The organism is Devosia equisanguinis (assembly GCF_900631955.1).
GTDB classification, from domain to species: Bacteria; Pseudomonadota; Alphaproteobacteria; order Rhizobiales; family Devosiaceae; genus Devosia; species Devosia equisanguinis.
Genome location: NZ_UZWD01000009.1, coordinates 92,052 through 116,652, shown reverse-complemented (window position 1 = coordinate 116,652; position 24,601 = coordinate 92,052). Strand labels below are relative to the sequence as shown.

Annotated in this window: 31 protein-coding genes, 1 tRNA gene and 1 riboswitch; of the genes, 16 read left to right on the top strand and 16 right to left on the bottom strand. The window is 62.2% G+C overall.

Going from position 1 to position 24,601, the window contains the following annotated elements; translation table 11 throughout:
• Nucleotides 1–98 precede the first annotated feature (98 nt).
• Nucleotides 99–1,445 (top strand): MATE family efflux transporter, encoded by a 1,347-nt coding sequence (locus DEVEQU_RS03315; RefSeq protein WP_126149144.1) that lies wholly within the window; start codon nt 99–101, stop codon nt 1,443–1,445.
• Here DEVEQU_RS03315 and DEVEQU_RS03310 read toward each other — a convergent pair.
• Nucleotides 1,428–2,492 carry a quinone-dependent dihydroorotate dehydrogenase gene (locus DEVEQU_RS03310; protein ID WP_268907372.1) on the bottom strand — a complete coding sequence of 355 codons (1,065 nt, stop codon included), beginning with the start codon at nt 2,490–2,492 and terminating at the stop codon, nt 1,428–1,430. The genes DEVEQU_RS03315 and DEVEQU_RS03310 overlap by 18 nt on opposite strands.
• Before the next feature lie 38 nt (nt 2,493–2,530).
• Entirely contained in the window at nt 2,531–2,899 is a 369-nt protein-coding gene (locus DEVEQU_RS03305) for a DUF952 domain-containing protein (RefSeq protein ID WP_126149143.1), read from the bottom strand.
• A gap of 177 nt (nt 2,900–3,076) precedes the next feature.
• Between DEVEQU_RS03305 and DEVEQU_RS03300 the strand changes: the two genes are divergently transcribed.
• Both DEVEQU_RS03300 and aac(6') read left to right on the top strand, forming a co-directional pair.
• Entirely contained in the window at nt 3,077–3,724 is a 648-nt protein-coding gene (locus DEVEQU_RS03300; RefSeq protein WP_126149142.1) for a S24 family peptidase, read from the top strand.
• Nucleotides 3,691–4,167, top strand: a complete 477-nt coding sequence (gene aac(6'), locus DEVEQU_RS03295) for an aminoglycoside 6'-N-acetyltransferase (RefSeq protein WP_164550217.1) — start codon at nt 3,691–3,693, stop codon at nt 4,165–4,167. Before DEVEQU_RS03300 ends, aac(6') begins: the two co-directional genes overlap by 34 nt.
• Nucleotides 4,168–4,210: 43 nt before the next feature.
• Here the strand turns inward: aac(6') and DEVEQU_RS03290 are convergent, their stop codons facing one another.
• Complete coding sequence (locus DEVEQU_RS03290; protein WP_126149140.1) at nt 4,211–4,582, bottom strand: chlorophyllide reductase; 372 nt, start codon at nt 4,580–4,582, stop codon at nt 4,211–4,213.
• A 117-nt stretch (nt 4,583–4,699) separates the two neighbouring features.
• Here DEVEQU_RS03290 and DEVEQU_RS03285 point away from each other — a divergent pair, with 117 nt between their 5' ends.
• On the top strand, nt 4,700–5,266 hold the full coding sequence (locus DEVEQU_RS03285; RefSeq protein WP_164550216.1) for a hypothetical protein: 567 nt from the start codon (nt 4,700–4,702) through the stop codon (nt 5,264–5,266).
• A gap of 2 nt (nt 5,267–5,268) precedes the next feature.
• Nucleotides 5,269–5,478, top strand: a complete 210-nt coding sequence (locus tag DEVEQU_RS03280; protein WP_126149138.1) for a helix-turn-helix domain-containing protein — start codon at nt 5,269–5,271, stop codon at nt 5,476–5,478.
• Here DEVEQU_RS03280 and DEVEQU_RS03275 read toward each other — a convergent pair.
• Both DEVEQU_RS03275 and DEVEQU_RS03270 read right to left on the bottom strand, forming a co-directional pair.
• Nucleotides 5,475–5,882: a GFA family protein gene (locus tag DEVEQU_RS03275; RefSeq protein ID WP_126149137.1), complete on the bottom strand. Its 408-nt coding sequence runs from the start codon at nt 5,880–5,882 to the stop codon at nt 5,475–5,477. The genes DEVEQU_RS03280 and DEVEQU_RS03275 overlap by 4 nt on opposite strands.
• Entirely contained in the window at nt 5,879–7,525 is a 1,647-nt protein-coding gene (locus tag DEVEQU_RS03270) for a lysine--tRNA ligase (protein ID WP_126149136.1), read from the bottom strand. The genes DEVEQU_RS03275 and DEVEQU_RS03270 overlap by 4 nt, the downstream gene beginning before the upstream one ends.
• Before the next feature lie 146 nt (nt 7,526–7,671).
• Here DEVEQU_RS03270 and DEVEQU_RS03265 point away from each other — a divergent pair, with 146 nt between their 5' ends.
• Nucleotides 7,672–8,085, top strand: coding sequence for a tellurite resistance TerB family protein (locus tag DEVEQU_RS03265; RefSeq protein WP_126149135.1), 414 nt, complete (start codon nt 7,672–7,674; stop codon nt 8,083–8,085).
• Here the strand turns inward: DEVEQU_RS03265 and DEVEQU_RS03260 are convergent.
• Entirely contained in the window at nt 8,082–8,930 is an 849-nt protein-coding gene (locus DEVEQU_RS03260; RefSeq protein ID WP_164550215.1) for a transporter substrate-binding domain-containing protein, read from the bottom strand. The genes DEVEQU_RS03265 and DEVEQU_RS03260 overlap by 4 nt on opposite strands.
• A gap of 119 nt (nt 8,931–9,049) precedes the next feature.
• Entirely contained in the window at nt 9,050–10,258 is a 1,209-nt protein-coding gene (gene metZ, locus DEVEQU_RS03255; protein ID WP_126149133.1) for an O-succinylhomoserine sulfhydrylase, read from the bottom strand.
• A gap of 41 nt (nt 10,259–10,299) precedes the next feature.
• Nucleotides 10,300–10,375: riboswitch (SAM riboswitch) on the bottom strand.
• A 78-nt stretch (nt 10,376–10,453) separates the two neighbouring features.
• Between metZ and DEVEQU_RS03250 the strand changes: the two genes are divergently transcribed.
• On the top strand, nt 10,454–11,557 hold the full coding sequence (locus DEVEQU_RS03250; protein WP_126149132.1) for a 2'-deoxycytidine 5'-triphosphate deaminase: 1,104 nt from the start codon (nt 10,454–10,456) through the stop codon (nt 11,555–11,557).
• A gap of 56 nt (nt 11,558–11,613) precedes the next feature.
• Nucleotides 11,614–11,687, top strand: a tRNA-Gly gene (locus tag DEVEQU_RS03245).
• Nucleotides 11,688–11,698: 11 nt separating this feature from the next.
• Here the strand turns inward: DEVEQU_RS03245 and DEVEQU_RS03240 are convergent.
• Complete coding sequence (locus DEVEQU_RS03240; protein WP_126149131.1) at nt 11,699–12,085, bottom strand: hypothetical protein; 387 nt, start codon at nt 12,083–12,085, stop codon at nt 11,699–11,701.
• A 236-nt stretch (nt 12,086–12,321) separates the two neighbouring features.
• Here DEVEQU_RS03240 and DEVEQU_RS03235 point away from each other — a divergent pair, with 236 nt between their 5' ends.
• Together DEVEQU_RS03235 and DEVEQU_RS03230 are read left to right on the top strand one after the other, a co-directional pair.
• A complete protein-coding gene (locus DEVEQU_RS03235) occupies nt 12,322–12,909 on the top strand; it encodes a hypothetical protein (RefSeq protein ID WP_126149130.1) in 588 nt (195 codons plus the stop codon).
• Between the two features lie 23 nt (nt 12,910–12,932).
• Entirely contained in the window at nt 12,933–13,397 is a 465-nt protein-coding gene (locus DEVEQU_RS03230; RefSeq protein WP_126149129.1) for a hypothetical protein, read from the top strand.
• Between the two features lie 42 nt (nt 13,398–13,439).
• Here DEVEQU_RS03230 and DEVEQU_RS03225 read toward each other — a convergent pair whose 3' ends face one another.
• Nucleotides 13,440–14,555 carry a hypothetical protein gene (locus DEVEQU_RS03225; RefSeq protein WP_126149128.1) on the bottom strand — a complete coding sequence of 372 codons (1,116 nt, stop codon included), beginning with the start codon at nt 14,553–14,555 and terminating at the stop codon, nt 13,440–13,442.
• A gap of 154 nt (nt 14,556–14,709) precedes the next feature.
• On the opposite strand from DEVEQU_RS03225, the gene DEVEQU_RS03220 reads away from it, so the two are divergent.
• The 5 genes from DEVEQU_RS03220 to DEVEQU_RS03200 all read left to right on the top strand — a co-directional run bounded on the left by DEVEQU_RS03220 (nt 14,710) and on the right by DEVEQU_RS03200 (nt 18,634).
• Complete coding sequence (locus DEVEQU_RS03220) at nt 14,710–15,234, top strand: hypothetical protein (RefSeq protein ID WP_126149127.1); 525 nt, start codon at nt 14,710–14,712, stop codon at nt 15,232–15,234.
• A 43-nt stretch (nt 15,235–15,277) separates the two neighbouring features.
• A complete protein-coding gene (locus tag DEVEQU_RS03215) occupies nt 15,278–15,577 on the top strand; it encodes a hypothetical protein (protein WP_126149126.1) in 300 nt (99 codons plus the stop codon).
• On the top strand, nt 15,574–17,172 hold the full coding sequence (locus tag DEVEQU_RS03210; RefSeq protein WP_126149125.1) for a hypothetical protein: 1,599 nt from the start codon (nt 15,574–15,576) through the stop codon (nt 17,170–17,172). The genes DEVEQU_RS03215 and DEVEQU_RS03210 overlap by 4 nt, the downstream gene beginning before the upstream one ends.
• A gap of 161 nt (nt 17,173–17,333) precedes the next feature.
• Nucleotides 17,334–17,885, top strand: coding sequence for an RNA polymerase sigma factor (locus tag DEVEQU_RS03205; RefSeq protein ID WP_126149124.1), 552 nt, complete (start codon nt 17,334–17,336; stop codon nt 17,883–17,885).
• Nucleotides 17,882–18,634, top strand: a complete 753-nt coding sequence (locus DEVEQU_RS03200) for a hypothetical protein (protein ID WP_126149123.1) — start codon at nt 17,882–17,884, stop codon at nt 18,632–18,634. The genes DEVEQU_RS03205 and DEVEQU_RS03200 overlap by 4 nt, the downstream gene beginning before the upstream one ends.
• A 16-nt stretch (nt 18,635–18,650) precedes the next feature.
• Here DEVEQU_RS03200 and DEVEQU_RS03195 read toward each other — a convergent pair whose 3' ends face one another.
• From DEVEQU_RS03195 to DEVEQU_RS03185, 3 genes are read right to left on the bottom strand one after another with little or no spacing between them, the layout of a single operon-like run.
• Complete coding sequence (locus DEVEQU_RS03195; RefSeq protein WP_126149122.1) at nt 18,651–19,574, bottom strand: DUF3137 domain-containing protein; 924 nt, start codon at nt 19,572–19,574, stop codon at nt 18,651–18,653.
• Nucleotides 19,571–20,143, bottom strand: coding sequence for a hypothetical protein (locus tag DEVEQU_RS03190; RefSeq protein ID WP_126149121.1), 573 nt, complete (start codon nt 20,141–20,143; stop codon nt 19,571–19,573). Before DEVEQU_RS03190 ends, DEVEQU_RS03195 begins: the two co-directional genes overlap by 4 nt.
• Nucleotides 20,127–20,660 carry a hypothetical protein gene (locus DEVEQU_RS03185; RefSeq protein ID WP_126149120.1) on the bottom strand — a complete coding sequence of 178 codons (534 nt, stop codon included), beginning with the start codon at nt 20,658–20,660 and terminating at the stop codon, nt 20,127–20,129. The genes DEVEQU_RS03190 and DEVEQU_RS03185 overlap by 17 nt, the downstream gene beginning before the upstream one ends.
• A 166-nt stretch (nt 20,661–20,826) precedes the next feature.
• Here DEVEQU_RS03185 and DEVEQU_RS03180 point away from each other — a divergent pair, with 166 nt between their 5' ends.
• A complete protein-coding gene (locus DEVEQU_RS03180; protein WP_126149119.1) occupies nt 20,827–21,159 on the top strand; it encodes a hypothetical protein in 333 nt (110 codons plus the stop codon).
• A gap of 6 nt (nt 21,160–21,165) precedes the next feature.
• Here the strand turns inward: DEVEQU_RS03180 and DEVEQU_RS03175 are convergent, their stop codons facing one another.
• From DEVEQU_RS03175 to DEVEQU_RS03160, 4 genes are all read right to left on the bottom strand, one after another.
• Nucleotides 21,166–22,140: a hypothetical protein gene (locus DEVEQU_RS03175; protein WP_126149118.1), complete on the bottom strand. Its 975-nt coding sequence runs from the start codon at nt 22,138–22,140 to the stop codon at nt 21,166–21,168.
• Between the two features lie 185 nt (nt 22,141–22,325).
• Complete coding sequence (locus tag DEVEQU_RS03170) at nt 22,326–23,057, bottom strand: SDR family oxidoreductase (protein ID WP_126149117.1); 732 nt, start codon at nt 23,055–23,057, stop codon at nt 22,326–22,328.
• Nucleotides 23,041–23,805 (bottom strand): FadR/GntR family transcriptional regulator, encoded by a 765-nt coding sequence (locus DEVEQU_RS03165; RefSeq protein ID WP_164550214.1) that lies wholly within the window; start codon nt 23,803–23,805, stop codon nt 23,041–23,043. The genes DEVEQU_RS03170 and DEVEQU_RS03165 overlap by 17 nt, the downstream gene beginning before the upstream one ends.
• A 34-nt stretch (nt 23,806–23,839) precedes the next feature.
• On the bottom strand, nt 23,840–24,601 hold the full coding sequence (locus DEVEQU_RS03160; protein ID WP_126149115.1) for an SDR family oxidoreductase: 762 nt from the start codon (nt 24,599–24,601) through the stop codon (nt 23,840–23,842).

The following is a 24,601-nucleotide window of genomic DNA, read 5'->3' as shown; positions in this document are numbered from 1 at the left end:
ACTGTCACACGAATGGCACGTGCTGCATGACATGAGGAGATTGAGACTTGCCGCGTGACAGGGCAAAGCTGTCTCCGATTGTCCGTCCGAGTCTCCCGATGTCCTCCCGTCCACAGCATCCCTTTGATGTCCGCTCCGCTGACATCTGGAAAATCGCCCTCCCCGCCTCCATCGCCTTCATCACCGAACCCATGGTGGGGCTGGTCGATATTACCGTCATCGGCAGATTGGGCGATGCCGGCATGCTCGGCGGGCTGGTGCTGGGCGCTTTGGTATTCGACGTCTTGTTTTCGCTGGCGTTTTTCCTGCGTATCGGCACTGCCGGCCTCGTGGCGCAGTCCGTGGGCGCCCGTGACCCGCGCGACGGGCTCCTGCATCTCAGCCGTGCGTTGATCCTTGGGGTCGGCATCGGGCTGCTGATGATCGCCCTGGCAATCCCCACCCTATGGCTGGCGGTGCATTTGCTCGCGCCTGAGGCCCGCGTCGAAACCGCGCTATCCGACTATTTCTACTGGCGCATCTGGTCGGCGCCATTTTCGCTGATCAACTATGCCCTGCTCGGCTGGTTCTATGGCCGGGCGGCCGCCAAAACCGGCATGATGCTGCAATTGCTGCTGCATCTGTTCGACATCACGCTCTCCATCTGGTTCGTGCACGGTCTGGGCTGGGGCGTACCGGGTGCAGCCTTTGGCACGGTGATCGGTCAAGCGGTGGCGGCTGGGGTCGGCCTCTCGCTCGTAGCACGCCATTATGGTGGCGTTGGCGCCATCATGGCCCGGATCGCGCCGGGCGAATTGCGCGATGCCACAGCGATCCGCCGCATGTTCGGGCTCAGCCGCGACTTGATGATCCGCTCCATGGCGCTGATGGGCGCCTATGCCTGGTTCGCCGCCCAGGGCTCGCGCATGGGCGAGGTGCCATTGGCAGCCAATGCAGTGCTGCTCAACCTGTTGATGGTCGTAGGCTATTTCCTCGACGGCATTGCCCAGGCGGCCGAGCAGCTGACGGGGAAGGCCGTCGGGGCAAATTGGCGCTCCGCATTCGATCGGGCCTATCGGCTCTCCATGCTGTGGGGCCTGGTGATTGCGCTGGGTCTAGGCCTGGTCTGGTACGTGTCCGGACCGTGGATCATCGGCTTCATGACCACCAATGAGGAGGTGCGCAGCTACGCCTTGGCCTATCTGCCCATCGCGGCGCTCTGCGCCTTCACCTTCATGCCGGCGTTTGTCTATGACGGCATCCTCATCGGCACGACGCAGAACGTCGTCATGCGCAATGGCATGATCGCCTCGCTGGTGGTGTTCCTCGCTGTCGCTGCGGTGCTACAACCCGCTTTCGGCAATTGGGGATTGTGGGGCGCGCTCCATTGCTGGTTCGTGGCGCGCGGCCTCATCTATTTCTGGGCGCTGGAGCGCAAGACGGCCGGTTTATTCGACCCGGCCTGATGCCCACTCTTCGACCTTGGTGCCGACCAATTCGGAAATATTGGTCTTGCCGGCGGCACGCACGCCCGATACCAGGCCCCGTTTGATCCGATCCAGCAGGTCGAGCCCACCGAACACCAGGGCCGAATAGAGCTGGATGGCGTTGGCGCCGGCCTCGAATTTGGCCAGCGCGGTCTGCGGTGAGTGGATGCCCCCAACCCCGATCAGCGGTAGGGCACCGACGCGCTGACGCATCTGCGCCAGGCGCTGGGTTGAGAGTGTAAAAAGCGGCTTGCCCGAGAGCCCGCCAGTTTCTCCGGCATTCTCCATTCCAGCCACCGCATCGCGGCCGATGGTGGTGTTGGAGACGATAAGTCCATCGAGGTCGGTAGCAAGGATCACGCGGGCGATGGTGTCCATGCCGGCTTCGTCGAGATCAGGCGCGATCTTGAGCAGGACGGGAACGCGGGTTTTCGCCTTGGCGCGGGCCGAAAGGACTTCGCCCAGCAGTCGGCGCAGCGCTTCATCGGCCTGAAGGTTTCTCAGGCCTGGCGTATTGGGCGAGGAGATGTTGACGGTGAGATAGTCGGCGAGATCGGCAAAGCGGCTGACCCCAAGCACATAGTCGGCGACGAAGTCATCGCTGTCCTTGTTGGCTCCGATATTGACACCAAGGGCCGCAGGAACGCGCAGCCCCTTGAGCCGCTCGAAAGCGGCATCATGGCCCTCATTGTTAAAGCCCATGCGATTGATGACGCCTTCGGCCGCAGGAATGCGGAACAGGCGCGGCTTGTCATTGCCCGATTGCGGGCGCGGCGTCACCGTGCCGATTTCGGTCATGCCGAAACCCATCAAGGCCAGTTGGCGGGGGACTTCGGCATTCTTGTCGAAGCCGGCTGCCATACCCACGGGGTTGGCCAGGTCGAGGCCGCAAAGCTGGGTTGCCAGCTCAGGCGGATCCTGGTGCTCCTGCTGGGGCGCCAGCCCCAGGCGCAGCGCAGCGATGGTCGCGCCATGGGCGGTTTCGGCATCCATGCGCAGCAGTGTATCGCGGGTCAGGGTCTGCAGGCCCGGTAGACGCAGCAGCGGAGAGAAGGCCGAAAAGATCACTTTACGTCCTCCGGCAGTACACAATCCCCGTCCGCCGAGACGCTGATGGGTCGCTCCCAGGCAATGCTGCTCAGCTTGAGCGGACCACCATAGAGATGGGGAAACATCTGCCCGCCGCGCGATGGCTCCCAGACCAGACCAGTGCCCAGATCAGCGATACGCACCGCCAGAAGCACCAGGTCCGACTGACCCTTGAAATGCAGGCGCAGTGTCTCCGCCAGTTGTGCCGCCGTCGAAAAGTGCATGTAGCCATCCGTCGCATCGATGGGCATGCCGGAGAAACTGCCGGACTGGCGCGCCGGCGCATAAGCGCTGGCAGTGGCGATCTTGTAGATGAATTCCGGCTGGGTGGAGGCTGTCGACATCGGGCGGCCCTGCGGGTGAACGGGAATACGCGCAGCGGTTTTGATCGGCTTTGCCCGGAAAGACAACCGGATAAGCGCAGAGCCAAAGGTAAAGGATAGCTTTACAAGACCCATGGGGATGAATACGGTAGGACATCATTCCTTGTTCGAGACTCATTTCCTTTCGGGGATCCTTTCATGTTGTCACATAGGGCCATTTGGGACGGCATCGACGCCATGGCGCGTCGGCACGGCCATTCGGTTTCGGCGTTAGCGCGGCTGGCTGGCCTCGACGCTACGGCGTTTAACGTGTCCAAACGCGTCAGCAAGGACGGTCGGGAGCGCTGGCCGTCCACCGAAAGCATCGCCAAGATTTTGGAAGCGACCGGGGAAGGTTTTGACACCTTTCTGTCCGGCACCGGCGCCTATATGCAAACCTCGGGCTTTGCCGAGCCGGCGCAGCGGACGGTGCCGCTTTTGGGGCTTGCCCAGGCCGGGGCCGGTGGTTTCTTCGACAGCGCCGGTTTTCCGGTCGGTCAGGGCTGGGACGAAATCGTGCTGCCGACGCCGGCGGATAATGGCATCTATGCGCTTGAGGTGACCGGCGACAGCATGGAGCCGCTCTATCGTGAGGGTGACCGCATCGTCGTCTCCCCCACCGAGCAGGTGCGTCGCGGCGACCGCGTCGTGGTCAGAACGCGAGAGGGTGAAGTGATGGCGAAAATCCTCCACCGCCAGACCGCCCGGCAGATGGAACTGCATTCGATCAACCCCGCCTATGAACCGCGCGTGCTCGATCTGGCCGACGTGGAATGGGTGGCGCGCATCATCTGGGCCAGCCAGTGAGGATAGCGCCCGCCCGGAAAGAGGACGAAGCGGACTGGTGTGCCATGCGCTCCGCGCTGTGGCCGAGCAGTGCCAATGGCGAGCACGCCGCCGAAATCGCAGAGCTTCTGGTCGATGCTGGCACTACCATCAACCTGATCGCGCGCGACCAGGACGGGCGAGCCCTTGGTTTTGCAGAGGCGGCGCTGCGGCACGACTATGTCAATGGCTGCAAGACCTCGCCGGTGCTTTTCCTCGAAGGCATTTTCGTCCATCCGGACGCACGCGGCCAAGGCGTAGCGCGACGGCTGGTCGACGCGGTGGCGGCCTGGGGGCGCGACCAGGGATGCACCGAATTCGCTTCCGACGCAGGCATTGCCAACACGTCCAGCCACGCCATGCACACAGCGCTCGGTTTTGCCGAAACGCAACGCGTGGTGTTTTTCAGGAAGACGCTGGCCTAGCCTCGCGGTGGCACCGATGCGCCACCGCAAGGCTACTATGGAGCTAGTTGCACCCCGCGCGGGCGAACAGATCGGCCAGGATTAGCGGCGTCGCAGGGGTTTCGTTCCAGTTGGCGCCATCCGGCGCTCCCGCCTTGAGTGCGGCCACCGCCACATCTTCCGAGAGATTGAAGCTTTTGGTGCAGTTGACGGGCCGGGCGCCACGCGCCACCGCCTCAGACACCATCATTCCCGCGGTTTCGCCAATGCCGGCGAGATAGGCGATGATGGTGTTGCGGGCCTTGGCGTCGGTGCGGGCCAGGTCGACCATTTCCATGACCTGGGTCACCGAAATGCGTCCGGTGCTGGTGGTCGGCGCCGCATGAACGGGCAAGACCATCAGGGCGGAAAGGGCTAGAGCAGTTCCGATACGCATTGAACATTCCTTATTGTTTTGCGATAATTTCTACACCTCATTCAAAATTTTCTTATTGTCAAACGATAATTTTTGCACCACTATAAGTGCAGCATCGATGAAGGCGAGACGCAGCAGATGACATATCCGGCATTTCAGGAAACCGGCCAGGTGCCAGTGGAACCGCGCATGGCGCTGCTGTTCAATGGACTGGGTGTGGCGGGCGTAGCGCTGGCGGCTCTGCTGCCGATCACCACAGTTTGCTACTGGCTGCTGATTGATCCGGATTCGGTGCGCAAGATGACGGCGCTAGGACCGGAATTGCTGCCTGATATCACCCTGCCGCAAAGACTGGCGGCGGCGCTGGTGGCCTTGTTGTCGGTTCTTCCGCTGGCTTGGGGCATGGCGCGGCTACGGACTTGCCTTGTGAGCTTTGCTGCCGGACGCCCATTTGCTTCCGAAGGGATTGCCGGCCTGCGCGATTTCGCCCTGGGCGGCCTTATCGCTGCGCTTGCTCAGGCAATCGGCCAGACGGCGATGAGCCTGGTCCTTACCTGGACAGCCGCACCCGGCCACAAGCAGGTATCCATACAATTGGACAGCAACACCATGTTATTGGCTTTGTTCGCCGGCACCATAGCTGCGCTCGCCTGGGCCCTGGAAAAGGCTGCTGCCATCGCCGAAGAAAATCGGCAGTTCATCTAAAGATGGGGATCAAGGTAAACTTGGCCGTGGTCCTGGCGCAGCAGAATGTGAAGTCGAAAGACCTCGCCGAATATATCGGTATCACTGAAGCCAATCTCAGTCTGCTCAAGCAGGGCAAGGTGAAGGGTATCCGCTTCGACACGCTCGAGGCGGTGTGTCGCTACCTCAACTGCCAACCTGGCGACATCCTCGTATTCGAGGACGAGCGCTAATCCGCACCGGGCACAGTCCGGTATTGCGGCAGACCGTCGGCGATCTCGTAATAGTCGCCTTTGTCGCCGACGAAAATATGCTGGGCGAGACGGGTACCGGTGGGCGTGTCGAAGGCGCCGAGATTGATGCCAATCCAGTCGGCACCGTCACGATCGAAGAACAGCGGCGATCCGCAGGTGGCGCAGAAGCCGCGGCGAACCTCGGGCGAGGAGCGATACCAGCGCACCGCCTCTTCGCCGCTGATCGTCAGCTGGTCCCTGCCGACATCGACGCCGGCTTCGTAGTGCCCGGTCGTGCGCCGGCAGATCGAACAATGGCAGGCGGATGCCTCCGGCATGGTACCGGAGACTTCGAAGCGTACTGCGCCGCAGAGGCAGTGACCGCGATGCGCTTCTTCACTCATTTGGCCAGCATCTTGCCCGCCAGGGCATCGGCGATCAGGCGGCGGGTATTGTCGATGCCGTAAAGCGCGGCGAAGGAGCCGAAGCGCGGACCGCGTTCCTGGCCGATCAGGACCTGATAAAGCATCTGGAAGAAATCGCCGGAGACGCCAGGGCCGCCCGTCGGGCTCTTCTTGGTGTGGTCCTGATAACGCTCGATCTCACGCGCCACATCCAGCGCAGCAGCTTGGATGGTTTCGTTATCGGCATCGGCAGGCAGTCTGGCGAAGGCGGCCGACAGCCCCTCGAGCGCAGCGCGCTCGACCTCGTCGGGCGCCCGATAGCTCTTCTTCACGAAGTCGCGGAAGTAGCGCATGGCGTAGCCGACCAGCGCATCGAGATGCGGATGGGTCCTGGCCGAAATGCCAGGCGCATAGGCCGAGATATAGCCCCACATGACCTCTGGCGTTTCCGGGTTGGATGCTGTGGCCAGATTGAGCAGCAGCGCGAAGGTGACCGGCATGTCCACCTTGGGCACATTGCCGTAGTGAACGTGGAAAGCCGGGTTCTCGAGGCGCGCGGCCACATCCTGCTTTTCATAGGCAGCCACATGCGCGAAATACTCGTCCACCGCGCGCGGGATGACATCGAAATGCAGGCGCTTGGCGACGCGCGGCTTCTGGAACATGTAGAGCCCCAGGCTTTCGGTCGGCGCATAGGTCAGCCATTCATCGATCGTCAGGCCATTGCCCTTGGACTTCGAAATCTTCTGGCCTTCGCTGTCGAGGAACAGCTCATAGACGTAATGCTCGGGCGGGGTGCCGCCGAGGATGGCGCAAATGCGGTCGTAAATATTCTGGTTGGTCTGGTGGTCCTTGCCGAACATTTCGAAATCGACGCCGAGTGCAGCCCACCGCATGCCGAAATCCGGCTTCCACTGCAGCTTCACATGGCCGCCAGTGACCGGAACGGTGGTATCGCGGCCATCTTCGTCGGTGAAGGTCACCGTGCCGTCCTTGGCGTTGACTTCCTTCATCGGCACGTAGAGGACCCGGCCCGAAATCGGAGAAATCGGCAGGAAGGGCGAATAGGTAGCCTGACGCTCGGCGCCCAGCGTGGGGAGCATGACGCCCATGATGTCGTCATAGCGCTCGGCGGCGCGGCGGAGCACGGTGTCGAACTTGCCGGAGCGATAATAGTCGGTGGCGCTGGCGAATTCGTAGTCAAACCCGAACGTATCGAGGAAGCGGCGGAGCATGGCATTGTTGTGGGCGCCGAAGCTCGGATATTCATTGGTCCAGGGGTCCGGCACCGCGGTCAGCGGCTTTTGCAGATGCGGCTCCATCGCCTCCTTGGAGGGAACGGTGTCGGGGATCTTGCGCATGCCGTCGAGATCGTCGGAAAAGCACAGAAGCCGGGTCGGGATCTGGTCGCGTGTCAGCAGGCGAAAGGCCGTGCGCACCATGGTGGTGCGGGCGACTTCGCCAAAGGTGCCGATATGGGGCAGGCCCGATGGGCCATAGCCGGTTTCGAACAGGGCCTCACCCTTGCCCGATTTTTCTAGCCGTTTGACGATCTTGCGCGCTTCCTCGAATGGCCAGGCGCGCGCGGTCTGCGCGGGCTCGAAAAACGACGGATCAAGGGCGGGCAAAGCGGCAGAAGACACTGGCAGAGCAGCCTTTCGGGACGGAAGGGAAAGATGAGCACGGGTAAGTGCACGTTCTGATGTGCGGCGTCAATGTCGCAGGTGGTTGCGCCAGCGGCGGTCAGAGCCTAGTTCTCATAGATAGCGCTCGCAAACCGGACCGACCGATGACCTCTGCCGCACAAGACGCCCTGATCGACATCATGATCGTTGCCGCCACATCCGACAGCGCCATCACCGAGAAGGAATTGACCCGCATCGAAGCCCTGATCGGCCGGTTGCCGGTGTTCGAAGGCTTTGACAAGAGCCGGCTGGAAGAGGTCGCCAATCGCTGCGCCGACAAGCTCAATGGTCTGGACGGGCTGGACCTGGTGCTGGACGACGCCGTCGCCGCAATTCCCGTCAAGCTGCAGGACACCGCCTATGCCCTCGCTGTTGAGGTCACGGCGGTCGATCTCTTCCTCGAGCAGGAAGAACTGCGTTTCCTCGAAATGCTGCGCGATCGGCTGAGCCTAGACCGCCTCACCACCGCCGCCATCGAAGTGGCTGCCCGCGCCCGGCATCGCAAGCTGCCGGCCTAGTAGAACCCCACCGGGAACCACCGCAGGTAGAGTTCGTCGAGCGTGCCATTGCTCTTGAGGCGCACCAGCGCCCAATCGATGGCATGACGGATGGCGTCATTCCCCGCCGGCACGGCGATGGTCAGCCCCTCGCCGAACAGGTCGGGCCGGAAATAGGGGTCTCCAGCAAAACCGCAGCAGGCGACATTGTCGTTGAGCCAGAAAGCCGCCCGCATGGCATCGCCGAAAAAGGCATCGACGCGGCCGGTGCGCACCGCATCCAGAGCCTCGATTTCACTGGCAAATGTCGTCACTTCCGCCTGTGGCAGATATTTCGCCATGAACTGGGCGTGGGCACTGCCGGCGCGCACCGCCACGGTCTTGTTGGCCAGAGCGGTGGCCGAAAAACTCGGAATATCCACCGCCCGCGTAACGAAACGCCCCGGCAGCGCCAGATAGGTGGATGAGAAGTCGAACAGCGCACCATTGTCCGGGGTAATCGCGAGCCCCGCAATCAACGCATCGCCCTGCCGGTCGGACAAAGCGTTGGCGGCCTGGTCCCAGGGCCAGGCCTGGAGCGTACAGGCCACATTGACTTCGACACAGATGCGCCGCGCCAGATCGACATTGAAGCCGACAAGCTCTCCGCTGGCATCGCGGAAGTTGAAGGGGGGGAAATCCGTGGTGGTCAGGAAGCGGATCGCGGGAACCGGCTGCAGGTTGGGCAGGATTTCCCGCGCATCGGGATCGGCATGATAGGGAATGGGCTGCGCGAAGGCGGGCGCGGCGAGGAGGAGTGCCGTGGCCGTAGCTGCAAGCGCTCGCCACCACTTGGCAAAACGCTTGACGCTTTCGCCGCGCGTCACCCTCGGGCCTGACCCGAGCGGACTGTTCTTAGCGAGAGCAAGCAAAGTGAAAGGCCCTCGGGTCAGGCCCGAGGGTGACGGCCAGCGCATTGCATGCACCTTGGTGGCCACGCCTTTCATCAGACCTGATCCAGCCCATACATCAGATCGGCGATCAGATCGTCCGGATCTTCGAGGCCCACCGAGAGCCGCAACAGGCCCGGGGTGACGCCGGTTTCCAAACGCACCTCCTCGCTGAGCCGCGCGTGGGTGGTGGTGCGCGGATGGGTGATCAGCGATTTGGCATCGCCCAGATTGTTGGAAATCAGGATCACCGCCAGGTTGTCGGAGAGCGCAAAAGCGCCCTGCTGCCCGTTCTTGACGTCAATGGCGAGCAGGGTCGACCCCCGCTTCATCTGCCGCTTGGCCAATTCATATTGCGGATGGGAGGGGTGGTGCGGATAGATGACCCGCTCCACCTTGGGATGGCCGGCCAGCGCCGCCGCCACCTTTTCCGCGCTGTCGGTCATGCGTTCGACGCGCAGGGCATAGCTTTCCAGCCCCTTGAGCAGCACCCAGGCGTTGAAGGCACTGAGCGTCGCGCCCGTCTGACGCAGGAACATGTGCACATCGCCTTCGATCAGTTCCTTGGACCCCAGAACGATGCCGCCAAGCACCCTGCCCTGCCCGTCGATATGCTTGGTCGCCGAATAGGTGACGAGATCCGCGCCCAGTTCCAGTGGCTTCTGGTAAAGTGCGGTAGAAAAAACATTGTCGACGATGAGCTTGGCGCCATGCGCATGGGCGATCTCGGCAACCGCCCTGATATCGACCAGCTCCAGCGTCGGATTGGTCGGCGTCTCGATGAAGACTACCTTGGTGTTGGGGCGCATGGCGCGGGCGAAGTTCTCGGGGTCCCGGCCATCGGCCAGCGTCGACTGGACGCCGAAACGGGGTGCGTAATCTTCCACCACATAACGACAGCCTCCAAACAGCGCCTGGGCCGCGACGATGTGGTCTCCTGCCCGCAGCTGGCTCATGACCGCATTGGTTACCGCCGCCATGCCGGAGGCAAAGGCCTTTCCGGCCTCGGCGCCTTCGAGCAGCGCCATGCGATCCTCGAACATGTCGACGGTGGGATTGGCAAAGCGCGAATAATTGTGACCGCCCGGGATCTTGTTCTGGAACAGGAGTTCGGCATGTTCGGAACTGGGATAGGTATAGCCGGAATTGAGGAACAGCGCTTCGCTGGTTTCGTTGAAGGGTGTCCGCATGCCGCCGCCATGGACCATCTGCGTTGCCGGAGAGAGCTTTTGCGGGTCGTGCAGGGGATTGTTGGTCTTGGACATGGATCACGCTTTCAAAACAAAAAACCGGCACGCGAAAGGCGGCCGGTTCCCAAACGGTCTTTAGCTATTTCTTTTAAGTGGCTGCAAGCGACCGGCCAAATCACCACTGGACGAGCGGATTTAACGACATAGGGGCCATGGCGTCAATCGTGATGGTTTGCTAGGGAAAGCCGACGAGCATCGTGAGTAAGTTGCATGAGCCAGGCTTGGCCCAAGGGCGTCTTTCCGGCGCGAATGATCGAACAGCTGCATCAGGAGGGCGCCATAAGCTCGGTGCGCCCGTTCGACCACGACCAGGTGCAACCCGCCAGCCTTGACCTTCGACTGGGCAAGACCGCCTTCCGCGTGCGCTCGAGCTTTTTGCCCGGCCCCTCCCATTCGGTGGCCGAACGCATCGAAGCGCTCAAGCTGCATGAGATCGACCTCTCCAGGGGCGCCGTGCTGGAGCGCGGCTGCGTCTATCTCGTTCCCCTAGAGGAAAGCCTCGCCCTGCCAGCGGGCGTCAGCGCCTCGGCCAATCCCAAGAGCTCCACCGGTCGCCTCGACGTCTTTACCCGCGTCATCGGCGATCGGGCGCGGGGCTTCGATCAATTGCCCCATGGCTACAATGGCCCGCTCTATCTCGAAATCAGCCCGCGCACCTTCCCGATCCTGGTCCGTACCGGCTCGCGTCTCAGCCAGATGCGATTCCGGGCCGGCGATAGTCGCCTGTCGGTCGACGAACACCAGGCGCTGCATGCCAGCGACACCCTGGTGATCGGTGGCGACCAGCCGGTCGATCACGGCGTGGCGCTGTCCATCGACCTCCTGGGCCAGGGCCGCGATGGGCTCATCGGCTTCCGCTCAAAGCGCCACACCGCCGTCATCGATGTCGACAAGAAGGCGGCGCTGGACGTGCTCGATTTCTGGGAGCCACTTTATGCGCGCGGCCGCAGCGAGCTGATCCTCGACCCCGATGAATTCTATATCCTCGTCAGCCTCGAGGCCGTGCACGTTCCGCCCACCCATGCCGCCGAAATGGTGCCTTTCGACCCGCTGGTCGGCGAGTTCCGCGTGCATTATGCGGGCTTTTTCGACCCCGGCTTTGGTCATTCCGCCGCCGGTGGTACCGGCAGCCGCGCCGTACTTGAGGTGCGCAGCCGCGAAGTGCCGTTCCTGCTCGGGCATGGGCAGATCATTGGCCGGTTGATCTATGAAGAGCTCGCCGAAAAACCGGACCGCCTCTATGGCACCGATCTCGGCTCCAACTATCAGGCGCAGACACTCAAGCTCTCGAAGCACTTCAAGCCCTTCGGCTGAGGCGTCATCACAACGGCTTGACGCCCCGCCCGATTTGCCGCATCTATCGCGCCGTTGCGGGTGTATCTCAATGGTAGAGAAGCAGCTTCCCAAGCTGATGACGAGGGTTCGATTCCCTTCACCCGCTCCATTTCTCTATTTCTAGAGCTTTGCAGCTGGGATGGCGCCGAAGATTGGGGCCAGTGACTGGGGGCCTGCGCCGAGTTCCCATCTGACACTGTGCAATCGGCCCCGCTCGGTGCGCTCGATGGCGCAGTACGGTGCCGGCACCTCTGAGGTTGGCATGGCGTCGAGCTTGGCTTCGTCCAGCAGGCGATGCCATTGGGACACCGTTCTGCGGCTATGGACACTGCGTATGATTATCGGTTCCGCACGCGGCTGCCAGACATAGATATTGGTGGCGCCATCCTGGCTGGCAGCAACGCCAGTACGGGTGCCGTCTGCAGTGACGCAATAGGCATCGAGCTCGCGCGCAAACGGCTCGTCGGCAAAAGCCGGCATTGCTATCGCGCCGAGAAGTGCGATCATGACGCGCGGCGTTGCGAGCTTATTCCTACGTCCTGGGTTTCGTGTGCAAGTTGACCCGAACATGGTCCCACCTCTTCATCTATCCTCGATGATGGGACGCCTCATCTCGCTGAAATCTTGGTCCATGGCAGCCATGACTGTGCGTTGCCGAAAAAGTCTCGCTTGCGACCAAGGTCGGGGGGCCCGGCATCGTCTCATCAACAGCAAGGCCTTTTGCCTGACGCAGGAGTTGACCCATGTTTCGCCAAACCATCGCCGCTACCGCATTGCTGGGGCTGATGTCCATCGCGCCGGCCCATGCCCAGCCTGTAACGGACTATCTCGGCATTCCCGGCCCGATCACAGTCGGCGAAACGCGCTATGAGCTGGCCTGGTCGTCCAATCCGCAGCCAGGCTATTTCAAGCAGGAATACCTGCCAGAGGGCAGTGCGCCCGAAAGTTACAAAAGCATGGTCATCGTCGAATTCCTGAGCACCGACATGCCGCTGACCGATGTCGTCTCGGCCCAGGCGTCGATGATCGAGCAGCGCAAGGCGACCGATCCGGTTGCCAACATGGCCATCTTCAACAATCCGGACAGTGACGAAATCCTGCTGGATTTCCTGCTCTCCGCCAAGGACGAGAAGGGCGAATTCATTCTCGAATGGAACGGCTATCGCTATGCCGCAGGTGAGTTCGAGGGGCAGCAAGGTGCGTTGCTGTTTGCGGTCAGCGAACGTGCTTATGGCAATGCTGCCTCCGAAGAATTCCTCAAAAATCTGCGTGATTTCAAGGCGCAGCGGCTGGTGGATCTGACCAGTGCCGACCTCCCCGAGCTGAAATGACGTTTCAGCACCTGGAGATGACGATGACACCGGCCATTCGCCCCGCACTCGCTTTGGTATTCCTCGCGGCCTCCGTCGTTTCGACCCACGCGGATTGGGAAGGCACACAATGGGGCATGTCGCCTGAGGCTGCGCTGTCCGTTATGGAGGGTGCGCAGGCGCATCAACCGGCTGCATCTGAAATATTCGAGTTTGACGGCGCCAAATACGATCCGCTGGTCATAACGGAGCACAGCATCGGCGGCATTGCCGGCGAAGCCGCATTGCTTTTCGACAGCGACAAGGCATTGCAGTTTGTGGCGTTCAGCCCGACGGACCTCACCCAATGCGATGCTCTGGCTCAAGAGCTTGCTGCCATCCACGGATCGACCGAGCCGAGCGGGTTCGGCTCGACGGCCATTTATAATTGGGACGATGGTGTCAACGTCGTCCGGCTGACCAATTCGGTCGATATCGGCATCTGCAATCTCACCTGGGGATCTCACTAAAGCAAGGCTCCGGGGTGTTCAGCGCCCCGGAGCCAAAGTCGCCTAGCTGGCTCCGATCTGCAGGACGCCGGCCTGGCCGCGGAACATCGGCTCGATCAGAGCGCGATAGGCGGGGTTTTGGTCGACACCGTCGCTATTGATGGTGACGGAAAATGTCGCGGCGCAAAGCCCGTCCACGCCTTCAACCGTTGTCGTAGAAACATTGCCCTGCGCCGTGTCACCGGCCATATCAGCCCACCGCGCTGCGATCTTGCCGACGGCATCCTCGGCACTGCCGCAGTCGGGATAGGTCAGGGCGATATCGACGCCTGGCTGTTCGCCCTGCACATCGGCAGCGATGCCGCCGAGATAAGGCGGAATGCCTTTGTCCAGCGCCGCCATCTGCTCCTCGATACGTTTTTTGGTCGCCTCGATATCTGGAGAACCGGACAGCAGGGCCCCATGATCAATCCCCGCCATGCCGAAGAGCGGGGAAATCACCAGAGCCTGAACCACAGTGTTGTCACCGACCGACTGGTCGAGCCCGGCCAGAGCCGTTTCGATGATTGCGTTCTCACTTAGTCCGGGCTGCTGCGCAGCGGCGAGCATGGCCGTTTGCGGCGTGCCGGTCTGGACGATGTTGCTCCCCTTGGCCGCGGCGAACTGCGCCGCACCGATCCCGGTACGCCAGGGATCGGCAGGGTTGCGCTTCGCCGGGTCCATTCGCAATGGCTCACCATTGCCGACAACGCCCGCGGCCGCGCTCTCGAAGCCGAGCCCCTCTAGCGCCACGATCATTTCGGTTGCAGCCGCTTCGTCAGCGAGCCCCCAGAAGCTATAGACTTCGGGTGGGCGGCCATAGCCGGTGAAATAGCGCACTTGGTCCAGCGTCGTGCCAGCCTTGGCTTCCCATTCGGCCGGGGCGGAGTATTGCAGGCTCTCCAGTGCCGGAATCTGAGCGCCATGCATGAGACGCATGTACGGCTGTGCCTCGCCCTCGCCTGGCGACAGCGCCAAAACCGCCCGAATATCGATGAAATAGGCGAGATCGCCTCTATCCTCGAACATCAGCGTAGCCGGCAGGTGGTCGAGACTGTCGCGCAAGGCATCAAGGCTGCCTGCGAGTGCGGGGATCGAGGTTGCGAGCAACAGGCTGGCGGCGATGGCGCTCCGGCGCATGGATGTCTCCTTCATACATTGGTTCTGTAGGTCAGACGCGCCAGCGACGGCTCACCTTGGTCCGGGTTCGCGCTTTTTGCAGGTTTTTCACCAGCGGCACCAAGGTCGGATCGACACCACACGTCCTATCAGCAACAAAGGAAGGACCTGGATCATGAAACGCGTGCTGCTTTCTCTCCTCATGGCGACCGCCCTGTCCGTCGCCGCTCCCGCGCAAGAAGCGCCGAATCCCGAACAGCTCAGCAATGCGGAAATCGTTGCGCAAGCCGCCGATCTGCATCCCTCCGCCCTCTATATACTGTCGGCTCGCCTCTTGTCGGCCGGCGAAGGCCAGGACGCGGCCAATTGGATGTATGCCGGCCAACTGCGCTATCGCTTCCTGATCACGGCCGGCGGCGAGGCCGCGCGCAAGGAGGAGGTGCTGTTTAGCGCGCTCAGCGAACAGGTGGGCCGACCCGTCAACGAGTATATTGCCGGCGATGTCGACGAGTGGCTCGCCGCCATGCAATGGGCACTCGATTGGGATGCGACCAACGACAACACTATCACCTCCAAGACCGATCATGCCGACGCGCTCACCCAAGTTCGCGACGGGCTCAAACGCTTGATGGCCGATGTGGAAAGCAATCGCGACAGCATTCCCAAGGAACGCGAGGCAAACGGCCTCGAAAATCGGTGAGGCTGGTCCCATGCGCCTTCACGCACTTGCGCTGGTAACCGCGATGCTGGCCCTTGCCGCACCCATAGAGGCCGCAGAAATCCAACGCCTCAGCGTCGGCAAGACCAATATATTCTGCGTCAAGGCGCCTTGTCCCTGGCGCGGCATCGCGCCTGCAGATGCCGACAGACACGGGCCAGCAGACCTGATGTGGTCGCGACAACAGCTGCCACCGTTGATCGCGCGCGCCGACGATGCCGATGCGATCAGGACGGCCTGGGACGCCGACGGGTGCCTGTTGGTTGACGGCGCGCTGATCGATAGCCAATTGCGGATCGACGCGATCGTGGGTGAGTGCCCATGACCCAGCGACTCGCCCTCGCTCTCGCCCTCTGTGCAGTGCTGGCCCCATCGGCACTTGCCGACGACATCTCCGATTTCACCGATGCGTTGGGCCAGGCGGCGACGGGGGCCATCGTTGCCCGGGCCTATATCGAGGCCTGCGACAAGCACGCCCCAGATGGTCAACAGGGGCGCCGGGACGCCCTTGCCGGTTGGAGCCACCGGGTAAACCTGGCGGGCTATGAGCGGTTTCTCGACGCCGCCTATGCGGTGATAAATACGCTCGAAGCGGAGCTCGAGGACAATCGCGCCCGAGCTCAGGCGCTGGTCGATGCCGATGTCGCGGAAAACGCCGCCGTGTGCAGCGATCTGCGCGCCACGCTCGAGGGCAATGCCATGTTCGATATCGCTCCTCCAATCCGTTATTTGCTGCGCAATGCCGAAGACTTCGGCGTCGTGGTTCCTGAAGCCCCTACTGCGTCGGCGAACCAGGACGAGGCGGTGGTCCCGCTGATCGCCCTCTCTGCCCAACTTGAGGACAAGATGGACGAGATCGGGTCCAAATCCGGGGCCCAGGAGGATCGCAATCTGCGCAGCGCGCGCGAAGAGCATGCCGAGGCGTGGCTCAAGCAACGCCCAACCCTGGCGGTCCTTGGTCGCATCGTTACAGACAATGGCTTGCGCGAATGGCGAGGCGACCAGCAGTCGTCGTTCCTCCTCACCTGCCGGTCATTTGCCAGTGACGATCAGGAGTCCGCAATGGCGCGCGATCTCGGTGAGAACCGCGTTGTTGTCGGCGATATCCGCTGGGTCCGCGACCTGCGGCAAGGTGGCGAACTCAGCCTGGACGATTGCCGGGTCCTTGCGGATGCCGGCGACAGCTTGGCATTGTTGGGCCCGGCAGACGATAGTGCCGGTTTGATGCTGCGGCCACTGGACTATGACGAGGCGTTTGCCGGACCTGGGCAAGGCATTGCGCCTGATGCAGTGGACCGGGTGCTTTATGACGCTGATTTCACCAATCGTCTCGATGGCTTCGGCAATGGCTACACGCAGCGTGACGAGGACATCTATGTGCTGTTGCGCGATGGGACTGCCTATCGCCACAAGTGGAACTTTGCCTTCACCGATCTCAATCTCGACCTGTCCCGTCTGCGCGAGCCCGAACGCTGGTTCACCTGGCAGGATCGTCGTGGCGAGGTCACGCTGATCCAGAGCGGCGGGCCGGACCAGGGCACCGAGATCGATGTGTCTGACGCCCGGCGGCTGACGCCGGCTCCCAAAGGACTGAGGCTCGACGAAACCTATTACTATCTCAACATTGGCATGGGTGGCGGCCGCAGCGATCGCGAATATGTCTTCGCAGCAGACGGCCAGGTGCAGTATTCACGCAGCGGCTTCGTGGCCGGCGCCTTTGGAACGTCCTACATCATCGTGGTCGGAGGAGATGAGGACATTTCCACCGCAGCCTATGATTTTGATGGATTCACCTTGCTGGTCGACGGACCCGAAGGGCAGGAACGGCACTTCTTTGCGTTGATCGATGGACAGGAGGCCGGCCGCCCCGACGAAATCCTCATCAATGGCCAGGTGCACTGGCTGAAGCAGGACGAGTAATGACCCTGCTCGCAGGCGCGCTATCCCAAAGTTCTTCGGACCCCATGCGCCCCGCCATGAGGGCTAAATGGCTGGGCAGAACGACAAAAAACTCACTTTCGCCACAACCATTTTGCTTCACTGGCATTATCGCTATGGGCCAGCGGGGAGTTTTGGGCAGGGTGCGACTTGTTGACGGGGACAATTCCGAACCGTCCGACACGACCGAACAGCTTATCGAACGGGTCAAGGCGGGCGACACTAGGGCATTCGAGCGGTTGGTCTCGGAGCACTATCGCTTCATCTACAAGACGGCATTTCGCTGGCTGGGCCATAAGAGTGATGCCGAAGACGTCACGCAGTCGGTTTGCCTCCGACTTGCCGACGCCATGCACCGGTTTGACGGGCGCTCGAAATTCACCAGCTGGCTTTATAGTGTCACCCTCAACGCCGTCCGCGACCTGCAACGCAGCCACCAGCGACAGGGCAAGCAGATCGCCGCTGTGTCGGTCGTGACCCGCGAGGAAATCGACGCTAACCAGGAAGACCGACTGCGCGTCAACGATATCTGGCGTATAGTGCGGCAATTGCCGGAGAAACAGCGGGACGCCGTCCTGCTGGTCTATGGCGAACAACTCTCGCAGGCGGAAGCAGCCGTGATCATGGGATGCAAGGAAGTGACAGTTTCCTGGCACATCCACAATGCACGCAAGTCGCTGAAGGACTTGCTATGAGCACAGATCGTGACCCCCTGGAACTGCTCCCCGGCTTTATCGATCCGGAACCCGATCCAGTGGTGATGCATGCCGTTATCGCCCAGAGCCGGGAGGCTTTTGCCAATCGGCATGGCCGCGCCCGGGCCGTTGATGGATTTTCGCTGTCGCGCTGGCTCAGGCGCTCGACCACCTGGGTGATTGCTGCGGGGGCCTTGGCGGCTTCGATTGCCGCGGTCATCGTGGTGGCACCCAATTTCAGCCGCACTGCCACCGAAGGCCACGATATGGTGGCCGATGTTTCGCAGGAGCCCCAGCCCAGCGCGCCAACCCTATCGCGCGGACGAGACCCGGTTACCGAGACCGTACCGCAAGACGGCGGCACCCGCATGGGCGCACAGCCGACGCCCTGGGCCATGCCGACGCCCGGAGCGCCGTCGCCGCAAGTGGTGTCATCTTTCCAGGGCGATGGCATCGTCATCGGCACGCGGCTCGATGCCACTGCCCTCGAAATCTACCTGCCTGAAATCTCAGGCGAGCGGACCATCGACGTCCAGAGTGTGATGCCGGGCGAAACCGTAGAAATCCTGTCGGCCTTCGCCACGCCGGATGGCGCTCTCATCGCTGTGCAGTTCCGGGTCAACGATGTGCGCTTCTGGCGTCTATACAGCAAGCTCGACGGGACATTCGCGCGCGACCCGGAGCGTTCAAAGCTGGTTTCGGACGCGCCCGACAAAGCCGAGGTGAACAGGCGCCTCGCGGCGCCCTGACCCCGCTGGCTTGCCGCTAGCGCAGCGGACCATCGCGCTCGCCCATAAGCGCCTCGATAAGCCGGTGCGGCACGGTGAGATCCCACCACAGAGCATCGGCATCCTCGGCCATTTCGGTTAGCGGGCGCAGAAGGCTCGCCCTCGCAAAGACCAGGTGCGGAATGGGCAGGCGCAGGCTGAACCAGCCATGCTCGAAACGCGCCGTCAGATAGAGGCCGGGATGGCGAGCGGCCAGGGTCAGCATGGCCTGTCGAAATGCGGGCGTCAGCAGGGTTTCGGCGGAAGCCGACTGGTTGGCAATGGTGTCGAAGACGCGGTCAAAGACAGGATCGACCTCAAGGCGCTGCGCGGTGGTGCCCGAGACCTGTCGTATCAGATCGTCAATTCTGCCGGCAAAACCTGAACGTGGCACCAGGTCCACACGACCAGAAAAGGCCTGTGGCACTGCCACCTCTACCGACATCACGTAGTCGAGCTGGCGCGGCCGGTTGCTCACACGCTTGCGCCAGATTGTCATCTCACTCAGCCGATAGTCGACGTCGTGGTAGCGTCCTTGGCTGCGCCAGGCGGTGAAGCGGGCCCCTTCAGGGCTGAACAGATCTGCGAACCACCGCTCGACGTCCACCGCGCCCCAGCCCGCGGAAAAATCGGCCTGGCCCCAGCGCCCTCCAATTGCAGGTGCAAGTACCGCAATGGCGAGATCGCGCCAGAGCCTTTGCGAAAGCTGCCAGAGCGCAACAGCCACCATGGCTGCCGCGATGGGCCAGACCAGGCTGCCATCAAGCGCCGGGCCCGCTCCCAGGGTCAAAAACGTAGCCAGGGACAGGTTGAGGGCGGATGAAAGAGTGTGCAGGCGGCGAGGCTCGGCTGCGGTCAAAATGGCGTCGACCGTACCGCGCTCGACGCCGCTGGCCAGTGGTGCCGCTGTTGGCTGGCTCACTTCGCGTGTTCCCTGAGATAACGGTCCAGAAGTCCGGTGAGGGGCGAATGTAGCAGATTGCCGCCGAGACGCGGTGACGGATCATAGCTGAAGGCGAAATCATACCGTCCGCTACGTTCAACCGTCAGGTCCAGTACTGTCCAGGTTCGACCATCTGTCGCGGCCATGGCATCCCGCAGGGCAAGCAGATGGGACTTACTGCTCATGCTGAGGCGAAAGTCGAGATCTTCCAGGGGAGCGCCTTGCTTGCGCGCGAGGACCGAAGCCTGGGTGCTGGAGCGGCGTCCGTCCTCGACCAGCACCTCGTGATTGACCGCAAGATAGACCCAGTCGCGATCCTCCCAAGTGCCATCCTGCAGATCGGTGACGTCGGCAGCGACGGCTTTTACGGCCGCAGCTTGCAGGGCAATGAGGTCAGGCACAGATTCGGCCTTGCCGACGCCTGGGAAAAGTCGCTTAAACATGGCCGTATCTTCCTTGGTCATGGCTGGCGTGGTCAAAAGTGCTGGCGAGATCACGAACGCCAATGCAATGCCGCGCAACGCGTTGCGGTTAGATAGAGGGATCATGGCGTGGTTCCGGTGGGGCGTGACTCAGTGCCCCGGCCGAGAGGTCGGCTGCCTGGCGATAGGCCTTCATCACCGCATCGTTCGGCGCTGTCGAGAAGCTGTAAAGTGGCACGGTCGCCATCAGCCCGTGTGCATAGCGGGAACGACCCGGCATCAACACCCCGAGCACCGCCTGCATGGGCGCCAGCCACCACGAATAGCGCGGTTCGCAATCGCTGACAGAGAGCACCACCTTGCCACCGCTTTGCCGCTCGGTCACCTTCTGCATGGGCGCGACAATGTCATAGCCTACGGACCGGAAATGCATATGCCCCTGACTGAAACCTATGGCGGCATTCCAGTAGTCGCTGCAGATGATGAGGGACAGCAGAGCCGGCAGCGCGAAGATGAATAGCGGCCACAAAGGCAGACCGGCTTCGACAAATCCCGGCGTCGAGGCGCCAGCCATGATCACCACCAGCAGGGGAAAGACGAAAGCGACCAACCGGCGGTGCAAGGGCATAAAATGCATGGTCATCAAGAATTCCTCTGCATCACATCAAACCGATCGGTTTCAGATGAGACGCATCGGGTAAGCCAAACCTTGGTGCAAAAACCGACCAAGGTTTTGAGGATGCCAGGCGTCCTATCTCGGCAGACCGCGACTTGGCCGCGAGGGCCAGGCGGCGAAACGACAGTAAAGGATGAGCTTCATGGGGCGCGGCGCCATCGTTCACGGCATTCCGCTTATTGTCGCCATCGGCGCCGGGTTGCTGCTGGCGCCTTGGATCATGGGGGCTTCGGCGATCCAGGGTGACGCCGGCGCGCGGGGCTATAATGTTGGCGTGGTGGCGCTGTTTCTCTATCCGGCCAGCTATCAGTTGCTCATCATCGCCTGGGGCATTTGCCGCTGGCAACGCTGGCCGCTGCAAGGCTTGCTCCTGCAACTCATCTGGCTGAGCCTGATGCTCTTTATCGCCGCCATGAGCTATGCGCTCGTCGATCTGCAGGAATATTTGAGAAGCAGCGAACCCTAGGCGAGACTATCGCAACGGGCCCTGCGCGGTGGTGATCTGCCACTGGGTCTGACCGCCGAAATAGCCCCCGGCGATGCGCGTCCAATATTCCTCGCTGTCGAGGCCCATTTTGCCGACACCAAGCGCTGCGTCGGTCATGATATCCTGACCGAGATTGCGATCGATCAGCAGCGCGATGAGCGGCGTCTCGTTCTCGCCACCCTGGCGCTCGGGCATGTTCCACACAATGCCTTCGGCGTCTTGGCTGGCTAGGCCCGCGGCCAGGGCAACTTGCAGCGCCAGAACCGCCGGGCGCAACTCCTCTTCGCCTTCCGAGAAGGTCGACGGTGTCAGCGGCGGATAAGCGACCTCAGGCAGTGCGGCGTCGAGCGGCTGCCATTCACGCCAGTCGGCAAGCGCGTCGATCGTATCGAGCGAAAGGCAGGCGCGGATCAGACAATTGCGCCGCGTCGCCGACTTCTCGGTCAGCTCCCGCCGGCTCGCCGCCAGCAACAATGCCGCGGACTTGGCGGTCGGCTGGGTGACGAAACGCCAGATGACGCTGGGGCCCACACCAAAGGCCTCGGGGGGCGCGGTGTTCTCCTCGCCATAGGCCAAGGCCGTTTCCACGCGAATGGCCGGGCCGAGATTGAAGCGTTCGACGCTGATCAGCGAGAGCACGACGCCATCGACGGTCTGCTGATTGTAGCGCAGCAGGTAGCGCAGACGCGGCAGCGGTTCTTCCTGCAGATCGGTCAGCAACAGGGCCTTCTCAAGCGGCGAAATATCGGCATCGAGCGGCACCATCGCATTGGGATCGCCACCGAGCAGATCGCCCAGCGCGCCCTCGATATGCTCCAGGGGCATCACCTCGAAACCCTCGGCCGCGACGAATGCCTCAGCCGCCTCCACAATGCGGTCCTGCGCCCAAGCGGGAAGCGCCATCATGCTGCCGATCAGCAGCATGATGGCCGTGACCATGGAGACAAAATGCTTGTTCATCAAAATCTCCGCCGTCCGGACCACAGGCTGGCAGCCCACTGCGCGCGCGCACCACTATTGGCACGAAAGACGCGCGAGCGCCTGGTCGAACATCGCCGCGGCGTGATGCTAGACCGATTTTTGGCCTGTCGCCTCATTCAACTGGATGAGGCGATGACCATGGTCAGGGCGCCCCAACCGCCTCATCAGACGCGATCGAAGTTGCTCGGCAGGATAATCATGTCCCGGATCGTCACGGCGCGCCTGCGGCTCAGCATGAAGACGATGGCTTCGGCAACATCCTCTGGTTCGATGAGACCACCCGCTTCTCGGGCCTTGCGCAGGTTTTCGGCGGGCCAATCGGCAAGCAGAGCCGAGACCACCGGACCAGGCGAGATTTGGGCAACCCTGATGCCATGCGGCAGCAATTGTCGGCGCATACCCTGGACGAAGCTGGTAATGGCCCACTTTGATCCCGAATAGACTGGCTCCCAATAGGTCGGGAAATGGCCAGCGACCGAACAGGTGACCACGATGTCGCCGGCGCCGCGTTCGATCATGTGTGGAACGGCCGCATGCACGTTCTTCATCACCGCATTGACGTTGAGATTGAGCATGCGGTCGATGGCTTCAGGTGTCGTCTCGGACAGATCGCCGCCGATATAGGTGCCGGCATTGCAGTGCAAGATATCGATCTGGCCAACCGCGGCAAGGATCTCGGGCACCATGCGCGCACAGCTTGCCGGATCGAGCAGATCCGTGACCTGAAAAAGGCAGTTGGGACCGAGTTCGGCGGCGAGATCGCGCATGGCGCCCTCGTTGCGATCGACGATCACGACCCGGGCGCCCTCGGCCAACAGAGCCTTGCTGGTGGCAAGACCAATCCCGGATGCCGCGCCGGTGACGACGGCGGTCTTGGCTTCAAACAGATGGCCCATATGCGTCTCCGAGTGCAGGCCGCGGCGCCGCCTGGCCGATGCCAAGGTCGATGATGGCGATATTGAGCAGCCGAGCCATGGAATTATAGGCACCCTCGCTGTCGCGCATGCGGATACGGTCGATGACCTCGCCATGATTGGGCAGCGAGGCGCCTGGCTCGCGCGCCCGCGAAATGGTCAGGCGGAAGGAATAGGCCAGCGCCGCACCGATAGTATTGGACAATTGCTGGAAGACGATGTTGCCGCTGGCGCGCAGCAGCGCCGTGTGAAAATCGATATCGGCCTTGTTGAACGCCTCGAAATCCTGGTTCGCCTTGAACCGGCTCATGCGGGCGAAAGCATCTTCTAGGGGTGCAATATCGGTCGCCGTGGCCCTCAGGGCAGCGAAGCGCGCGGCGGCGGGTTCGATCACCTGCCGGGCTTCGATGAGGCTGAGTACGAGCTCGGCGCTGGGCTGCAGCTCCATCGACCAGGCAAGGAGATCGGGATCGAGCAGATTCCAGGCCTCGCGTGGCTGCACCACCGTGCCGACTCGCGGGCGCGTGGTCACCAGGCCCTTGGAGCCCAGCACCTTGATGGCCTCGCGCACGGCACTGCGGCTGATATTGAAATCGAGGCAGAGATCGGGCTCGGGCGGCATGACTGCTCCGGGCGCGATCTCATTGCCCAGGATCCGTTGCGCCAGCGTCTTGACCACGTGTCGATGCACGCGTGGCTTCAGCAATGGCTTGACGGTTTCCTCGATCATCAGGCGACCTTTCTCGGCACGCAGGGCGACACAGCTATTCGTGGTAGAGAACAGAGCGGCCGCCGTCGATGGCAATCGATGTGGCATTGATGAACGGCGCCTCGTCACTGGCGAGAAATACCGCCGTCATCGCCACTTCCATCGGCTTGCCGATGCGCTTGGGCGGATGCAGATCATAGGTGCGCTGCCGCTCCGCCGCCGGATTGGCAAAGGTGTTCCAGTAATCCACCGCAAGATCGGTTTCGATATAGCCCGGCGCAATGGCGTTCACCCGAATATTGGCGCCAGCATATTCAATCCCGAGCGCCCGCGTCAGCCCCAGAAGCCCATGCTTGGCGACCGGATAGGGGAAGGTATGGGGGATGATTGTGCTGCTGTGGGAGGACGCGATATTGACGATGCTGCCGGCTTGCTGCGCCACCATGCCAGGTAGCACTGCCCGACACATGCGCCAGACGCCTTCAAGGTCGACGGCCATGCAGCGCTGCCATTCTGCATCTGAGGTTTCCAAGGGCTCGTGGAAGACATTGATCCCGGCATTGTTGACCAGAATATCGATGCGGCCATACCGCTCGAGCACCTGGCTCACACAATCGGATACCGACTGATTGAGAGTGACATCGGTGCGGATGAACCAGGCAGCGCCCCCAAGCCGCGCCGCAGTCGCCTTGCCGCTTGTCTCATCCAGTTCGGCAATGACGACCGCGGCACCTTCGCGCATGAAGGCCTCGGCTATGGCGGCGCCGATACCCCTGCCCGCTCCGGTGATGATGGCGATCTTGCCGCTGAGACGCAT

What these genes read in the sequence shown, in the direction of transcription:
- DEVEQU_RS03315 (WP_126149144.1), top strand. Translation starts at nt 99, where the DNA reads ATGTCCTCCCGTCCACAGCATCCCTTTGATGTCCGCTCCGCTGACATC.
- DEVEQU_RS03305 (WP_126149143.1), bottom strand. Translation starts at nt 2,899, where the DNA reads ATGTCGACAGCCTCCACCCAGCCGGAATTCATCTACAAGATCGCCACT.
- DEVEQU_RS03300 (WP_126149142.1), top strand. Translation starts at nt 3,077, where the DNA reads ATGTTGTCACATAGGGCCATTTGGGACGGCATCGACGCCATGGCGCGT.
- DEVEQU_RS03290 (WP_126149140.1), bottom strand. Translation starts at nt 4,582, where the DNA reads ATGCGTATCGGAACTGCTCTAGCCCTTTCCGCCCTGATGGTCTTGCCC.
- DEVEQU_RS03285 (WP_164550216.1), top strand. Translation starts at nt 4,700, where the DNA reads ATGACATATCCGGCATTTCAGGAAACCGGCCAGGTGCCAGTGGAACCG.
- DEVEQU_RS03280 (WP_126149138.1), top strand. Translation starts at nt 5,269, where the DNA reads ATGGGGATCAAGGTAAACTTGGCCGTGGTCCTGGCGCAGCAGAATGTG.
- DEVEQU_RS03275 (WP_126149137.1), bottom strand. Translation starts at nt 5,882, where the DNA reads ATGAGTGAAGAAGCGCATCGCGGTCACTGCCTCTGCGGCGCAGTACGC.
- DEVEQU_RS03265 (WP_126149135.1), top strand. Translation starts at nt 7,672, where the DNA reads ATGACCTCTGCCGCACAAGACGCCCTGATCGACATCATGATCGTTGCC.
- metZ (WP_126149133.1), bottom strand. Translation starts at nt 10,258, where the DNA reads ATGTCCAAGACCAACAATCCCCTGCACGACCCGCAAAAGCTCTCTCCG.
- DEVEQU_RS03250 (WP_126149132.1), top strand. Translation starts at nt 10,454, where the DNA reads ATGAGCCAGGCTTGGCCCAAGGGCGTCTTTCCGGCGCGAATGATCGAA.
- DEVEQU_RS03240 (WP_126149131.1), bottom strand. Translation starts at nt 12,085, where the DNA reads ATGATCGCACTTCTCGGCGCGATAGCAATGCCGGCTTTTGCCGACGAG.
- DEVEQU_RS03235 (WP_126149130.1), top strand. Translation starts at nt 12,322, where the DNA reads ATGTTTCGCCAAACCATCGCCGCTACCGCATTGCTGGGGCTGATGTCC.
- DEVEQU_RS03230 (WP_126149129.1), top strand. Translation starts at nt 12,933, where the DNA reads ATGACACCGGCCATTCGCCCCGCACTCGCTTTGGTATTCCTCGCGGCC.
- DEVEQU_RS03225 (WP_126149128.1), bottom strand. Translation starts at nt 14,555, where the DNA reads ATGCGCCGGAGCGCCATCGCCGCCAGCCTGTTGCTCGCAACCTCGATC.
- DEVEQU_RS03220 (WP_126149127.1), top strand. Translation starts at nt 14,710, where the DNA reads ATGAAACGCGTGCTGCTTTCTCTCCTCATGGCGACCGCCCTGTCCGTC.
- DEVEQU_RS03215 (WP_126149126.1), top strand. Translation starts at nt 15,278, where the DNA reads ATGCTGGCCCTTGCCGCACCCATAGAGGCCGCAGAAATCCAACGCCTC.
- DEVEQU_RS03210 (WP_126149125.1), top strand. Translation starts at nt 15,574, where the DNA reads ATGACCCAGCGACTCGCCCTCGCTCTCGCCCTCTGTGCAGTGCTGGCC.
- DEVEQU_RS03200 (WP_126149123.1), top strand. Translation starts at nt 17,882, where the DNA reads ATGAGCACAGATCGTGACCCCCTGGAACTGCTCCCCGGCTTTATCGAT.
- DEVEQU_RS03190 (WP_126149121.1), bottom strand. Translation starts at nt 20,143, where the DNA reads ATGATCCCTCTATCTAACCGCAACGCGTTGCGCGGCATTGCATTGGCG.
- DEVEQU_RS03185 (WP_126149120.1), bottom strand. Translation starts at nt 20,660, where the DNA reads ATGACCATGCATTTTATGCCCTTGCACCGCCGGTTGGTCGCTTTCGTC.
- DEVEQU_RS03180 (WP_126149119.1), top strand. Translation starts at nt 20,827, where the DNA reads ATGAGCTTCATGGGGCGCGGCGCCATCGTTCACGGCATTCCGCTTATT.
- DEVEQU_RS03175 (WP_126149118.1), bottom strand. Translation starts at nt 22,140, where the DNA reads ATGAACAAGCATTTTGTCTCCATGGTCACGGCCATCATGCTGCTGATC.
- DEVEQU_RS03170 (WP_126149117.1), bottom strand. Translation starts at nt 23,057, where the DNA reads ATGGGCCATCTGTTTGAAGCCAAGACCGCCGTCGTCACCGGCGCGGCA.
- DEVEQU_RS03165 (WP_164550214.1), bottom strand. Translation starts at nt 23,805, where the DNA reads ATGATCGAGGAAACCGTCAAGCCATTGCTGAAGCCACGCGTGCATCGA.
- DEVEQU_RS03160 (WP_126149115.1), bottom strand. Translation starts at nt 24,601, where the DNA reads ATGCGTCTCAGCGGCAAGATCGCCATCATCACCGGAGCGGGCAGGGGT.